The sequence below is a fragment of the Eudoraea adriatica DSM 19308 genome, from assembly GCF_000382125.1.
Lineage (GTDB): Bacteria > Bacteroidota > Bacteroidia > Flavobacteriales > Flavobacteriaceae > Eudoraea > Eudoraea adriatica.
Window position 1 is genome coordinate 199795 of the sequence record NZ_KB907547.1, and the last position, 15478, is coordinate 215272.

14 protein-coding genes and 1 pseudogene are annotated in these 15478 nt (G+C 35.3%); 13 read left to right on the forward strand and 2 right to left on the reverse strand.

Features of this window, described 5'->3' with window-relative positions:
* Positions 1 to 7: 7 nt before the first annotated feature.
* The 7 genes from G504_RS0104520 to G504_RS0104555 all read left to right on the forward strand — a co-directional run bounded on the left by G504_RS0104520 (position 8) and on the right by G504_RS0104555 (position 5566).
* Positions 8 to 901 (forward strand): hypothetical protein, encoded by an 894-nt coding sequence (locus G504_RS0104520; protein ID WP_019668951.1) that lies wholly within the window; start codon positions 8 to 10, stop codon positions 899 to 901.
* A gap of 223 nt (positions 902 to 1124) precedes the next feature.
* Positions 1125 to 1457 (forward strand): ArsR/SmtB family transcription factor, encoded by a 333-nt coding sequence (locus tag G504_RS0104525; RefSeq protein WP_019668952.1) that lies wholly within the window; start codon positions 1125 to 1127, stop codon positions 1455 to 1457.
* Between the two features lie 48 nt (positions 1458 to 1505).
* Positions 1506 to 1973, forward strand: coding sequence for a DUF6428 family protein (locus tag G504_RS0104530; protein ID WP_019668953.1), 468 nt, complete (start codon positions 1506 to 1508; stop codon positions 1971 to 1973).
* Positions 1974 to 1995: 22 nt separating this feature from the next.
* Positions 1996 to 2628, forward strand: a complete 633-nt coding sequence (locus G504_RS0104535) for a low molecular weight phosphatase family protein (protein WP_026348397.1) — start codon at positions 1996 to 1998, stop codon at positions 2626 to 2628.
* Positions 2629 to 2631: 3 nt separating this feature from the next.
* The gene (arsB, locus tag G504_RS0104540) at positions 2632 to 3678 is read left to right on the forward strand and encodes an ACR3 family arsenite efflux transporter (RefSeq protein WP_019668955.1); all 1047 of its coding nucleotides are present in this window, start codon (positions 2632 to 2634) and stop codon (positions 3676 to 3678) included.
* Positions 3679 to 3925: 247 nt separating this feature from the next.
* The gene (locus G504_RS0104550; RefSeq protein ID WP_019668957.1) at positions 3926 to 5059 is read left to right on the forward strand and encodes a hypothetical protein; all 1134 of its coding nucleotides are present in this window, start codon (positions 3926 to 3928) and stop codon (positions 5057 to 5059) included.
* A 15-nt stretch (positions 5060 to 5074) separates the two neighbouring features.
* A complete protein-coding gene (locus G504_RS0104555; protein WP_019668958.1) occupies positions 5075 to 5566 on the forward strand; it encodes a hypothetical protein in 492 nt (163 codons plus the stop codon).
* 48 nt (positions 5567 to 5614) lie between these two features.
* On the opposite strand, the pseudogene G504_RS20160 reads toward G504_RS0104555, so the two are convergent.
* Positions 5615 to 5761 (reverse strand): annotated as a pseudogene (locus G504_RS20160) (IS110 family transposase); the annotation flags it as partial.
* Positions 5762 to 6303: 542 nt separating this feature from the next.
* Positions 6304 to 6687 (reverse strand): hypothetical protein, encoded by a 384-nt coding sequence (locus G504_RS0104565; protein ID WP_019668960.1) that lies wholly within the window; start codon positions 6685 to 6687, stop codon positions 6304 to 6306.
* A gap of 245 nt (positions 6688 to 6932) precedes the next feature.
* Between G504_RS0104565 and G504_RS0104570 the strand changes: the two genes are divergently transcribed.
* From G504_RS0104570 to G504_RS0104595, 6 genes are all read left to right on the forward strand, one after another.
* Positions 6933 to 8147, forward strand: coding sequence for a hypothetical protein (locus G504_RS0104570; RefSeq protein ID WP_157473042.1), 1215 nt, complete (start codon positions 6933 to 6935; stop codon positions 8145 to 8147).
* A gap of 80 nt (positions 8148 to 8227) precedes the next feature.
* Positions 8228 to 10201 (forward strand): S9 family peptidase, encoded by a 1974-nt coding sequence (locus G504_RS0104575; protein ID WP_019668962.1) that lies wholly within the window; start codon positions 8228 to 8230, stop codon positions 10199 to 10201.
* Positions 10202 to 10207: 6 nt separating this feature from the next.
* A complete protein-coding gene (locus tag G504_RS0104580) occupies positions 10208 to 12775 on the forward strand; it encodes a M1 family metallopeptidase (RefSeq protein ID WP_019668963.1) in 2568 nt (855 codons plus the stop codon).
* A gap of 53 nt (positions 12776 to 12828) precedes the next feature.
* A complete protein-coding gene (locus tag G504_RS0104585) occupies positions 12829 to 13461 on the forward strand; it encodes a DUF2306 domain-containing protein (protein ID WP_019668964.1) in 633 nt (210 codons plus the stop codon).
* Positions 13462 to 13512: 51 nt separating this feature from the next.
* Positions 13513 to 14463 carry a proline iminopeptidase-family hydrolase gene (locus G504_RS0104590; protein WP_019668965.1) on the forward strand — a complete coding sequence of 317 codons (951 nt, stop codon included), beginning with the start codon at positions 13513 to 13515 and terminating at the stop codon, positions 14461 to 14463.
* A gap of 80 nt (positions 14464 to 14543) precedes the next feature.
* Entirely contained in the window at positions 14544 to 15476 is a 933-nt protein-coding gene (locus tag G504_RS0104595; protein ID WP_019668966.1) for an NAD-dependent epimerase/dehydratase family protein, read from the forward strand.
* The last annotated feature ends 2 nt before the right edge of the window (positions 15477 to 15478 follow it).

Sequence of the window (15478 nt, forward strand, 5' to 3'; positions counted from 1 at the left end):
TAGAAAAATGAAAAAATACTTTCTCCCCTTAATTATTACAATTATTTGTTTCTCATGTAACCAGAGACCAGAGAAGATTCATGAGAAACCAATTACAGATGGTATCGCAATTTTTGAAGTCTACCTAGAAGATACCCTTGCAGTTAATAATTTGAGTAACATCCTACGAGACACTCTAAAATTACCTGTTGAATGGGAACCCTTTGATATATTCGGAAATGAGGTAGTTTATGATGCGGCATTCTATCTAGGAAATACAACTTTAGAACTTCTTTCAGTCAACCCTCCGATTGAGGGTATCAAAACTCCAGGTAAATACAATAGATTATTGTTTCATTCCAATAATATCGATTCTTCTTACTCGGCCATAACGGCCAAAGGATTCTCGTCCAAACCCCCTTTTGATTTTAATATTGTTTCAGATGGGGCAGAATTGTCAATTGGCAAGCAAATCAATTTGGATTCCTTAAGTAAGAAGTCCAATGTGAATGTTTCATTGTGGCAGTATCTCAATCCTGGCTACCACTTTAAAGAAAGGTTCATAAAAGAAAATAGTAAGGAAGAATTACTCATGAAATTAGATTCGGAATTTAAAGCCAATCCAATGGGTATTATTGAATTAAAAGAAATCCATTTAAAAGTAACCAAAGAGGTCCTAAATAATTGGAGATTGTTAATGGGTCCGGATACCGATCATAAATGGTTTCTTTCAAATGGCCCTATCGTATCCTTCGAAATCTCTAACGAAAATATTGGTGTAGATTGGATTACCATAGGTGTTCAAAATTTAGATAAAGCTAAGGAGTTTTTATCTAGCGTGGAATTGCTCGCAATCCGGAATAATAGAGTAACTGTATCACAACAAAAAGTGTATGGTTTGAAAATTTATGTGGAAGAATAGAACGACATGCCAACACATTATAAAAACCATTAAAACAGTCTTTATTCCTAACCGTTACCCACAAGCTGAAAACCCACCGCACAAACAGCACATTTATTTTTTGCCATCGCTCAATTCCAACGCTCGAAAAAATAAAAGAGCTGTTTGTGCCAACGCGCGAAACAAAAACTTTGAACGCTAAAATTTTAATCGTAATATTGCAATGTATTAATAAAAGACGAAAATGGGATTAGCGAAAACCGAAATGTTTACAGACCAACAAAATGAAATTTCTCTTTTTGCGAAAGTATTCGGACATCCGGCAAGAGTAGCTATTTTACAACATTTGTTTAAAATCAACTCTTGTTTTTGCGGAGATTTGGTAAACGAAATTGGGTTAGCCCAACCTACAATCTCGCAACATTTGAAAGAACTGAAACATTTAGGCTTGATTAAAGGAAATGTAGAAGGAACAAGTGTTTGTTACTGCATTCATCAAGAAAATTGGACAGCAATGAAAACTGTAATGATCGAATTTCTAAACCAAGACTTAACCGAAAACCAAGATTGCTGTTAAAAAAATTTGAATTAATTAATCGTATTATCGCAATAAACAAATAGTCTTATGAAATTATCGCATGCAAAATCAGTATTAAAAGAGATGGAAACTATACGTTTTCAATTACCAAACGGAGATTTAGTACCAAACCACTTTCACGTAACGGAAGTTGGTAAAATCACAAAACATTTTATCGATTGTGGCGGAACTGAAAGAAATGAAGAAGTCGTAAACTTCCAACTTTGGAATGCAAACGACTATGACCACAGATTGCATCCAGAAAAGTTATTAAACATCATTGAACTTTCTGAAAAAGTTTTAAAAATAGGAGATTTAGAAATCGAAGTAGAATATCAAGCAGATACGATTGGGAAATTCGGACTTGATTTTGACGGGCAACATTTCTTGCTAACCAACAAACAAACAGACTGTTTAGCAAAAGACAAATGCGGAATTCCGGTAGAAAAAACTAAAGTAAAATTATCAACTTTAACTGATGAACCTTGTTGTTCACCTGATGGAAACTGTTGCTAAAACCATTTTAATTTTACAAAAAATGACAACCTCAAAACCAACTCTATTTTTAGAAATAGAAAATTTAATCAAAGAATTAAATCATCAAACAATTTCAAACGAGCGAAAAGAAGTTTTACAACAGCTAACCGATTTTATTCAGTCGAAGGTTTCCGAAAACCAAGAAATCCGTATCAATTTCATTTGTACTCACAATTCAAGAAGAAGTCATTTATCGCAAGTTTGGGCACAAACAATGGCAAACTACTTCAATATTAAAAACGTGTTTTGTTATTCAGGAGGAACAGAGGCAACAGCACTTTTTCCATTGGTTGCAGAAACTTTGCAAAATTCAGGGTTTCAAATAAACACTATTTCAAAAAACGATAATCCTGTTTACAGCATTAAATATGCTGACAACGAGCATCCAATAATTGGATTTTCAAAAAAATTAGATGACGATTTTAACCCAAAATCTGAATTTGCAGCAATTATGACTTGCGATTCGGCAAACGAAGCTTGCCCATTTGTTCCAGGGGCTGAAAAACGTATTCCGATAACTTTTGAAGACCCAAAAGCGTTTGACAACACACCACAGCAGTCAGAAAAATACAAAGAAAGAAGTATGCAAATTGCAACTGAAATGTTTTACATATTCTCTCAAATAAATTCATAAAAAATGGCTTCAAAAAAATTAAGTTTTCTTGACAGAAATCTAACACTATGGATATTTGTTGCAATGGCTTTTGGAGTTAGTATTGGTTATTTTATACCAACATTCCCAAATATTATAAACTCATTTAGTAGCGGAACTACAAACATTCCAATTGCAATCGGTTTGATTTTAATGATGTATCCACCTTTGGCAAAAGTCAATTATTCCTTATTACCAAAAGTTTTTAGAAACACCAAAATCCTTTCTATTTCACTTATTCTAAATTGGATAATTGGTCCTGTTTTAATGTTTATTTTGGCAATTACATTTTTACGAGATTATCCAGAATATATGGTCGGACTAATTTTAATTGGTTTGGCTCGCTGTATTGCAATGGTCTTGGTTTGGAACGACCTCGCAGAAGGAAGTAGCGAATATGGTGCAGGTTTAGTTGCCCTGAATAGCATATTTCAAGTGTTTGCTTACAGCTTTTATGCCTGGGTTTTTATAACGGTTCTTCCACCCTATTTCGGATTTGAAGGGGCTATTGTAGATATTTCAATCCGAACGATTGCAGAAAGTGTCGCCATTTATTTAGGTATTCCTTTTGTAATGGGAATATTGAGCAGACTAATTTTAGTGAAACTAAAAGGCGAAGATTGGTACTCAAATAAATTTATTCCGACAATTTCGCCAATAACCTTAGTTGCGCTTCTGTTTACAATTGTAGTTATGTTCTCTCTTAAAGGAGAATTGATTGTAGAAATTCCAATGGACGTTCTGATTATTGCAGTTCCTTTGCTTATCTATTTTGCATTAATGTTTATCATTGGATTTTTCGTCACCAAAGCAACGGGAGCAGAATATGACAAAACAGCTTCAGTTGCATTTACAGCAGCAGGAAATAATTTTGAGTTAGCGATTGCAGTTGCAATTGCAGTTTTTGGACTGAATTCAGGACAAGCATTTGCAGGAGTTATTGGTCCTTTAGTTGAAGTGCCAGCTTTGATTTTATTAGTTCGAGTTTCCTTTTGGTTGCGGAAAAAATATTTCGGAAAAGGCATCGCTTAAAGCCATACACATATGCAATTAGCACCAGCCAACGCTTCGCCAAAAATTGCAAAAGAACATGTCTTTGCCAATGCTGATAACCAAGCTGAATGAAAAAAGCCAGTGAGTAACAACGTATTTAAAAAATAGGGGTTTAGGTGCAAATCTGAACCGCTTTTGCTTTTAATTAAGTATATTGTTTTCCGAAAAGTTCGTGCAAAAAATCCGCTACTTTTCATATACAGGACCGTTAGGCAAAATAGAAAAAATGAGATCAAAATTGTTATTAATAGCTGGGATATTTGTTTTCATTACAGCATGTCAGAATCAAAAAAAAGAAAATCTGAAAAGTAGTGAGAGCGTACCAGAGGAGAATCACTTTGATTTCCCTGATAGTTTATCTGCCAGGAGAATTTCTTTCGTTCTAAACCTAAAACAAGCTGTTGCTAAAAATACATGGCCCGACTTTGGTAAAAAAAGCACTGAAGGCACTTTGATTTACTTTAATACAAACAAGTCTGAAGTTTTCTTTCCCGATTCGCTGGTAATTAAAACTTTAGTGGCCTTCGATAAGTACAGTGATGATTATTTGTCTGCATCAAGGACAGACAGTATTCCTTATCATATGGAAAATATGTTAAGTTTCGACCCTGCAGATTCCACTCATTTCTACTATGATAATCCAGTAGAACAATATTCTTCTGTTGAAGAAATTGGTAATTATATTCCCTCTGTAGAGAGCTCTGAAATGTGGTCTACAATGGTGATACATGAAATGTTTCACCATTATCAATTCAACAATGTTAACTATAAAGAATATGCTAGAAATGAAATTAACCCACTATCATTTAATCCTAATAATTTATATTCTTTATGTAAAGAAGACGAAAATTTTTTGACAATGATTCAAAAAGAAAACGACCATCTTATGAAAGCCATTTCGGATAATAATGGAAGTGGTCGTGATTCATTAATTTCAACCTACCTGGAAAAGAGAAAGAATCGTATTGAGAAATATAGCATGGAGTATCCAGATTTAGAGAAAGTAGAAGATTTCTACGTCATTCAAGAAGGATCGGCCAGGTACATTGAGTATAAAAGTATGTTTATTCTTTCCGACTATGCCAACAGTTCAGATTCCATTGTCATTTTAAATGACCCAATGTTTAAATCATATGTCGAGTTTAAAGAGGTTGACCTAACCAAGCAAGCATTTAGTTATCTAACATATGCAGCTCCTTCGGATTATCACTATACTATTGGATTTAATATAATGCGACTTTTGGATGTATTAAGAATTGACTACAAGCCCTATCTGCTCAACAAACCACAAAATGGTTTGCACAAATATTTAGAAGATTATATAAATACTTTGCCAAACAATAGTTATGTGCAATATTAAAAAACAAGAATAAAAATGAGAAGATTATTACTTATAACTCTAATAGCAATCTCTCTGGTTTCTTGCCAAGACAAAACTAAAAAGACGGAAGATTCCATTAGTACCATTCCTTTGAATTCTGAAAGAACAGTTAAGGCTGATATTAATTTTAAGAGCAACCCCATAGCTGAAAGTTACAGAACTGTAATCACCGAAAAGTATAATGAACTTGAGGTGAATTTTGCTTCCTATTATGTAATTACAACTTGGGGTTGTGGTTCTGGTTGTGTGACCGGAGTAATGGTTGATATTCGAGATGGTTTTGTTTATTCAATGCCTGAAGACAAGGATTGGGGAGGTAACGGAACATATATTGAATCAAAAAAAGAAAGCAAAATTCTTAAAACAGTTGCAGTAGCTCAATCGTCATCAGCAGAAATTGAAGAGAGCAGGAAATACTGGGAATGGAATGAGGATTTAAAAAAATTCAGGTTTATAGAAGAGGAATCTGTTTTAGTGAAGAAATAAGAATACAACAAGGTAAAACAAAGAACTGAGCTAAAAAAAAACTCTTTTCTAAGCTAATTTACCTCTGTAATTTTCATCATAATTCAACCCTGATTTTGCGATACCGTAAGCCTGTTTTATTAGCTTATTACTAACTGCTATCAAGGCTAATTTTGACTTCTCTCGACAACTAGATTCAAATTTTCTTATTGAATAAGTATTAAACTCCCAAACAAGTGCCAAAATCTGGACAAATTTTAGGTAGAATTAACCATACATGAATAAAAAAAAGAATTATAAAAAGAAGACCAATTAGTAATGCGTGACGGATATATATACTTCATCTCCTGCTGGTTTTAGTTTTGGCCACAACAATCCAAAAATACCTGTCACAAATAATAAGAAAGGAACTCCAGAGAAAAAAACGAGAAATTGCAAGCTAAATTGTTCTTGTAACGAACCGTAAAAAATAAATCCAATAATTAATGAAAGTATTAAAGGAAGCAAGTAGATTATTTTTCGTGGGTTACTTTTAGGCTTTTTATGATATATAGTTTTTTATAGATTAAAGCTACTTAACTAAACTATTTTGAGAAATGACAATCATCACTTGTTACATTTTTATGTCCTTATTCTGAATTTTTTTAAACATCAGTTAATAAAAAGAATATATACGGTTAGACAAATTTTGAAATCGATAAAAATAAATTATAAAAAAGCCAGATGCCCAGGCCGTTGTGCGCAATAGTTAATATGCCCTACTTCTGCAATTTGTAAATGACATACGGTGCAATCGTTACCCATATCAGAACTAAGATCCAAACTCTCCCTTTTACAATATTATAATCATGAAGCAACTTGTCCCAGGAATGTCCAACAATATAGTGTCCAAATAAAAACTCAAATATTACTGTGAATAAAAGCCAAAACACGCCTATCATTAGTGCCTGATTGGTAGTTTCAGGCTCCCATATTTTAAGCAGCACCCATACATAGATGCCAAAAAGCAGAATCATGGAAGCAGTGGAGGCTTGGTGAGCCTGAAGTTCATTTAAACGTCCGGCTAAGAATTTCTCTCGAAATAATCCGTTGGCAATTGCTATAATAATCATGGGAAACCAGGCTACTATATATTTACCCATTAGAATAATCTTTTATAAATGATTTGACTTAATCTGTAAAATAAATGTACGCAACTAAGCACTGCATTTTAATGACTTTTTTCACTATATGGTACAAGATGGTGTATTGCCCACAACTCGTGATATACTCAAAAATTCATTAACTTTCACTCTAATAAATTTTTGTGTGGCCAGTGCAACTGTTATTCACAGTGCAGGCCATATAAAAGACCGTTGGCTGTAATTAATATCTTGCAATAATATTTATGAATTCTCTTCAAACTGCTTTTTATGTTAGTATAATATCACTTTTCTTACTTCCTCGAATTGTAATGGCTCAAGACAGCCTTTTGGTAAGGTTGGCTATTGACAATCAAAAAGAATTCAATCTAGAGAACAATAAATTTCATGGTGAAGGATGGGAATATATAAAAAGGAAAACCATAAATAGTAAAAATATACTGGTGGGAGAAGATCATTTTTCTAATGAAATACCGGTTTTTGTGAAAGCTCTAACTGACATAACATCATTTGATAATTTCTATATAGAAGTTGATCCATACAGCACCAGGATTCTCGAGAAGTCTTTAAAAGAGTATTCGGATTCTGAACGGCAAAAATTTAATGCCGTGTATGGTGAGTTGTTTTCATTTTATTCTATGGAACCTGAATATAAACTTTTAGAGCATATTGCCAATAACGGGATTAACTTATTGGGTTCGGATCAAATAGTAATGTATGCCGACCGGTTGATTGTCCAGGATTTAATGACCAGATCAAAAAACCCATCTGCAAAAGAAATCTACTCGAAAATTATTGAAAAATCCCTAATAGAATTCGAAAGGTTTCATGAGGTCACAAAAAATCCATTGACAATGTATTTTATGACCTCAGAATTTTTGGATGATATAAATAAGCTGGAGGCACTAGTATTAAGTGAAGAGGAGGATATGATTATTGCAGACATGAAAGAATCTGTAACAATATATAAAGAACAAAATCACAGAAAAAGGGTGAGACTGATTTTAAATCAGTTAATGAAAGATTACCCGGAATGGAAAAATTCAAAAAACCTTTTCAAATATGGAGCAAATCATATGGCAAGAGGAGAAAGCTTTTTGACAACATTTGATATAGGCAATATGGTGGCAAATATCACAGAAAGTAATTACCAAGAATCCTTCCATATAATGATTATAGGTGAAAGTGGAGCCTTAGGTTCTCCCTTTAAGTCTTTTCCTCCAAATCCCATAGATATTGAAAATGGGTTTTATTTAAGTTATTTAAAACCGTTTTTTAATATTACAAAAGGCACAAATTGGAAAATGTTTAATCTAATCCCCCTTAGGAAGATGGTAGAGAGGAGAAAGCTTCAATTAGATAACATAAATTTACTTAGAGTCATAAAGGGGTTTGATATTTTAGTTATTGTTCCAGAGGTAACCCCAGCTAAACTATTAACAACACCAAACAATAAATAATTACTAAGGAAACAGTTCTTATACGAAACAGTTGTTAGTAATTAAATACAACCAATTAACTTTTTAAAAAAATAGACATTATGAAAATCCGAATACAATTATCAATAGTTCTTTTTTTAATTGTTGGACATAATTCTAATTTATTCAGTCAAACGCATCCAAAGGACTTTGATTGGGACGAATTCAATAGGAAGGCAACTTATTTGAGTGATCTTCAATTTTCACCGGATGGCAATTATATTCTATACGCTACGAGGAATTCAGATTTTGATTCAAATAAATGGGTTGTCGAACATCATGTAATGAATATTTCGAACAAGAAGGATTCCATTTTAAAATTTGAACATAAAGGTGTTCGTGAAATTAATTGGTCTCCTTCAGGGAAATATTTGTCATATTTAGCTAATGAAGATGGTAAAAGCCAAATATTTATTCAGGAACTGCCAACTGGAAAAGTAAAAGTTATTAGCAATCATTCTTCAAATATTTCCAGGTTTTACTGGAGTCATGACGAAAGCAAAATAGCTTTTATAGCAAAGGATACCCCAATTGAAAAAGAAGAAAATGAAAAATTTATTTCCGCTTTTGAAGTCGGACCACAAGGGTATCTCAGTGACGATCAATATTTACCCTCTCACCTCTATCTATTAGATGTTAAAACCCAAAATGAAGAACGATTGACCCAGGGAAAATGGACCATCAATTCTGCTGTAAGCTGGGCGTTAAATGGCGAAAAACTTGTGTTTGCAAAAAAAGCAGATGCTTATTCTTCTCGCTGGAATGATTCTGAAATCATGTTTTATGATTTAGCAACCAAGTCTTTGATTCCATTTTCCAAAAACAACAAATTTGAATTTAATCCTGAATTTACACCAAAGAATAACCGGATGTTATATTGGTATAAAACAGATAAGAATCCCGCAGGATTAACGGACTTATATATCAGAAATGAAGACAATACATCTGTAAACCTTAGTTTATCTTTAGATAGAAATATAAAATCCTATGTTTGGCTCAGTTCTGATGAAGGAATTCTAGCATATGGCCAAGACGGCACTAAAGATGGTGTTTGGATTATTTCTCTTGACGGCAAAATCAGAAAAGCATCTTTCAGCAATTCTTTGGTGATTTCCAGTTTGACTATTAATAAAAATGGGGAATTAGTATTAATAGGCTCTAAAGGGAATCAACCTTTGGAATTGTTTTATCTAAAAGATCATTCCTCTGCACCAATTCAACTTACTCAATATAATGACACTTTTAAAAAAATGAAACTTGGTAGCGTAGAAACCATTGAATGGAAAACAGATCTGAATTTAACAACAGATGGTGTAGTAACCTATCCACCAAATTTTTCAGCCAGCAAAAAATATCCCTTGGTGTTGTTAATTCATGGAGGTCCAACTGCCTCATCAATGGAGTCATTTAATCCGGTAGCACAAGAGATGGCAGGTAACGGATGGATTGTATTCCAACCAAATTATCGCGGAAGCAACAACCGTGGCGATTCATTCCAGGAAGCGATTATGAATGATGGTGGCGAGGGGCCGGGCAGAGATGTAATGAAAGGCATTGAGGCCTTGAAATCCCGGGGATATATTGATGAATCCAAAATAGCGGTTTCGGGTTGGTCGTATGGAGGTTTTATGACCTCATGGCTTATTGGAAGATATCCCGACGTCTGGAAAGTTGCAGTAGCCGGTGCCGCTCCAATCGATTTTACAGATATGACCAGTCTAAGTAATATGAATCTTACCTTACGTCATGCTATCACTAATTCACCATGGGTAGGAGATAACTACAAGGATCATTACAATATGTCCCCTTTAAAAAATCTATCTAAGATAAAAGCTCCAACATTAGTAATGTCTAAGGTAGAAGACCAGGTTGTAACAGTGACAGGATCATATAAATTATATCATGCTTTATTGGCAAATAACATCCCTACAAAGTTCATTGCTTATCCCGGAGGAGGTCATTTCCCTTCCGACCCTATAAACAGAAAAGATGTCTATGACAGGTGGATTAGCTGGTTAAAAGAATATTTGAATTAATAAAACATGAAAAATATTCTGCTCTGCATTGCTATCGTATTATTTGTTTCCTGTGAAAGGAAATCGAACAAGGCATTGGACCTTTCGGATGGGGTTTCGAAAGAACTTGCATCGTATCGAAAAAATCAGGTTTCAAACGTCAAATACCACCTTTTCTTTAAAATACCTTCAACTAAAGAAGACTCCATAAATTCCAAACTCATTTTAGAATTGTCAGTACATGATTTAAGTAACCCTCTGTTCTTAGATTTTAAGTCGAACAAAGAAACACCTCAATCATCGGTTGTAAACGGCAAAAGTGTTCCAATTCAATATCAAAAGGAACATTTAACTATCCCCGTTGAACATTTGGTAATAGGCAGCAATAAAATTGAAATCGAATTCATAGCAGGGGAAATGTCATTGAACAGAAACGATGACTATCTGTATACCCTGCTTGTACCAGACCGGGCAAGAACTTTATTCCCTTGTTTTGATCAGCCAAATATTAAAGCAACCTACCTGTTAAACATTAGTGCCCCGAAAGACTGGAAAGTGTTATGTGGGGCACCATTAGACAAAACTAAAGACAGGCCTGGTTTTGTAGAATATCAATTTAAAGAATCTGATAGAATGAGCACCTACCTATTCTCATTTGTCGCAGGAAAATTTGATGAAGTAACCTCAACCGAAACAAGATTCAAAATGTCTTTACTTCATCAGGAGAAAGACAGTACTAAAATTCAACTAAGCACTTCAAGAATATTCGATTTACACCAACAATCCGTTGACTTTTTAGAAAAGTACACGAACTATAATTTTCCTTTTCAAAAATTAGATTATGCCTCCATATATAGTCATCCTTACGGTGGCATGGAACATACCGGGGCCATCCAATACCGGCAATCCCCGCTCTTCCTGGATAAAAGTGCCACTCAAAACCAGAAATTAAGGCGAGCCAAACTAATAGCACATGAAACTGCTCACATGTGGTTTGGAAATTTAGTGACCATGCAATGGTTTAGCGATGTTTGGCTAAAAGAGGTCTTTGCCAATTTTATGGCAGACAAAATTGTAAATCCACAGTTTAAGAGTATAAACCACGATTTGTCTTTCTTTATCGATCACTATCCGGAAGCCTATACTATAGACCGCAGCACAGGGGCAAATCCCATCCGCCAAAATCTTGACAACCTCAACAACGCAGGGTCGCTATATGGTAATATAATCTATCATAAAGCACCAATAATGATGCGCCAACTGGAGGCCCTAATTGGGAAAGACAATTTCCAAAAAGGCATAATTGAATACATAAAAACGTTCGAAAATGATAATGCTGATTGGAGCGATCTGGTAAATATCCTCGATAAATATTCGGTGTTAGATTTAAAGGAATGGAGTAATGTATGGGTTAATTCACCGGGGCGCCCCATTATTGAAAGCACTATTCTCTATGATGATAGAAATAACATTAAATCCTTTGATATTGAACAGCAGTCAGAAGATAATTCCGGAAATATCTGGCCTCAGCTATTCGAAATATCACTTATTTATCCGGACAGTGTGCATATAATAAAAGTTGGTTTAAAAAAACAAAAAATCCGGCTTACGGAAGCAGTGGGTTTGCCAAAACCAAATTACGTAATATACAATAGCAATGGACTGGGGTATGGGGTATTTCCGGTATCAGATACAGCCTTGGAATTTGCGTCAAAAGTTAAGGATGAAATAGCCCGGGCAAGCATATACCTTAGCTGTTATGAAAATGCATTAAACGGTAATATCTCCATAAACAAAGCATTCGGGATTTTACAGGAGGGGTTAAAAAAAGAAAAAAACGAGTTGCTGTTATCATTACTCTCCAACCAAATAATTCATTTGTACTGGACCTATTTTTCGGAAGAGGAACGAAATAAGAAACAAAGCGAAATAGAGGAACTCCTGTTTACCCGGCTCCAACAGGATGAAGAACCGAGTATTAAAAAAACACTGTTTAATACATTTCAATCCTTTGCTTATACCGGGATTGCCCGGGATAGACTTTACAAAATCTGGCGTAAGGAAATAGTCATTCCCGAATTGCTTTTAAATCAGGACGACTTTACAGGAATTGCAATGAGATTGGCCCTTTATGAACACAAGGCAGCACCTGAAATACTTGACGAATCAAGGGCAGCCCTCAAGGATTCTAATAAGGTGAAACGATTTGATTTCCTAATACCGGCACTGTCTGCTGAAAATGAAGTCAGGATGGATTTTTTCAGGTCACTGGCAGATAAAGAGAATCGGGAGAAAGAAAATTGGGTGCTGTCTGCCTGCTATTACATCCACCATCCTTTAAGACAAGAAACGCCTATTGAATCGCTGGACCTTAGCTTAAATCTAATTGAAGAAATTCAGCAAACCGGGGATATATTTTTTCCAAAAGGATGGTTAGACAACACTATTGGCTTACATTCATCCGGTGAGGCATACGCCATCTTAACGGAATTTCTCCAGGCTAATCCCGAACTGAACCCCCAACTCAGGTTGAAGATCTTACAAGCCACAGATGATTTATATCGAATTCAGCGTAAAGGCAATGGAAAACCTTAAATTAGGATAATGTCAAAAAACACTACAACAACAATTATTATAAACAACTAAAAATGAAACAATCAACTATTTTTTCAATATCCAAACCCAAAGGCTATCTCACTCTTATTTTTTGGATTTTTATAATTGTATTTGGTGGTAGTTTTATCTTAAAAGATGCTCTGCCCTATTTCGGATTCAATGAAGATATCCTCGGCAGATGGTGGGAGTACAAATGGTCTTTAATAGGACATATTTCAGGTGGTCTTTTGGCGATATCAATTGGGCCATTTCAATTTTGGAAAGGTTTCAGAAATAAATACCTGAAAACGCACAGGTGGTTGGGGCGAATATATCTAATTGCCATTTTAATTGGAACCATCTCAGCAACTCATTTGGCATGGACAAGTGCATTGAAAATCCATTGGACCTGGGCATTTGCACTTCAAGGCTTAGCCATTGCATGGATTATAACCGCTACCATGGCATATGTTTCAGTTATGCGAAAACGAATCCAGCAACATAAAGACTGGATGATCAGAAGCTATGTAGTAACTTTTGCTTTCGTAACATTTCGATGGTTAACTGAATTGCCAATGGTTCAGGAGTTGGGTTCATTCGTGGAACGGGGGCCTACGACAATTTGGGTTTCCTGGGCAATCCCATTATTAATCACTGAAGTATTTATTAATTGGAATAAGAAATAATTACTGAATTAATTATTATCTTGAAACAGCAGGCTTTTTTAAAACACAATAATGAACAAACTTATTATTTACCTGTGGACAGTTTTGGCGCTACTCATACTTTTGGTCGTTGGTTGTGAGTCTAAAACCAAGCTTATTCCTGGGGAAGGCTATGTGCCAGTTAAAGGTGGACAAATATGGTACAGAATTGTCGGTGACAGCGATAAAACCCCGCTGCTATTAGTACACGGTGGGCCGGGATTCCCGAGTTACTATTTAAACCCATTGAAAGAATTAGGTAAGGACAGACCGGTAATTTTTTTCGATCAGCTTGGTTGTGGAAGGTCAGAAACTGAGGTTGACAGCACATTGATGACCATTGATAATTTTGTGGAACAACTTGAAACCCTTAGGGTAAATTTAGGGCTGGAAAAATTTTACCTCTATGGTCATTCATGGGGTACAATGTTAGGAATGGATTATTATCTTAAATATCCCGACCGTGTAAAAGCACTGATCTTTGCAAGTCCGGCACTGAGCATTTCGAAATGGACAGAAGATACAGCAGAATTAATAAAGACACTCCCGGATTCTATCCAATCTGCTATTAAAGTTAATAATGAAAACGGTACCTATGATTCACCTGAATACCAACAGGCCATAAATATATTTTATGAGAATTTTGTGGCTAAAAAACTGCCATGGGATGCCAATATGGATAGTACTTTTACAGGGGCAAATATGAATATATACAATTATATGTGGGGGCCGAGCGAATTCAATGCCACGGGGATACTAAAGGATTATGAACGGGGCGAACAATTAAAAGAAATAGAAATCCCTACCCTGTTCGTTTGTGGTGAGTTCGACGAAGCCAGACCTTCAACAGTACGGCATTTTCAAAGTCTTGTTCCAAACTCAAAGATGGTCGTAATTGAAGATGCCGCTCACATATCTATGCATGATAACCCAGATGAAAACAACCAGGCAATCAGGGACTTTTTGTTCGAAGTGGAGAATTGAATTAAACATTATTCGTAATTAGTTATTGTTGCTGTAGAAAAGCTTGTGAAATCAAACCTTCGGGTAGTAAATAAAAAAATATGCAGACAATATTAGGAGCTGGTGGAGCCATTGGGGTAGAACTAGCCAGGGCATTAAAGGATTATACCAACGACATAAAGTTAGTTAGTAGAAATCCGAAAAAAGTGAATGAGACGGATGAACTTTTTAAGGCAGATCTCCTCAATGCCTCGGAAGTTAAGAACGCCGTGAAAGGCTCATCCATAGTCTACGTTACAGTTGGGTTTCCATATAATCTCAAAATCTGGAAAGAATGCTGGCCAAAATTTACAGAAAATGTTATTGATGCCTGTATGGAATATGATTGCAAACTGGTATTTTTTGATAATATCTATATGTATGATCCAAACTACCTGAACGGTATGAATGAGGAGACACCCATAAATCCCCCAAGTAAAAAAGGTAAAATACGTGCACAAATAGCAGATATGATCCTGTCTAAAGTGAAAGAAGGAAAACTTACTGCCCTTATTGCCCGTTCGGCAGATTTTTATGGCCCGGGCATTAAAAACACAAGCATGTTAACAGAAACGGTTTTTAATCCTTTCTCTTCAGGCAAAAAGGCAAACTGGATGGCTTCACTAAACTACAAACACTCTTTTACCTATACTCCGGATGCGGCCAAGGCCACAGCACTACTAGGCAACTCTGAAAAAGCATATAACCAGGTATGGCATCTTCCTACTGCTAAAAACCCGTATACCGGACGCGAATGGATTCAGGCAATTGCAAAGGAAATGGGCGTAGCACCTAAAACGCAGACGGCTGGCAAATTTATAGTACGCCTGCTTGGGCTTTTTATTCCCCTGATGCGGGAAATGCCGGAAATGATGTACCAGTACGACAGGGATTATGTCTTTAATTCGGATAAGTTTGAAAAATATTTCGATTTTAAACCCACTCCCTATCCGGACGGAATAAAGGAAATTGTAAAATCAGATTACAGTAAATAACA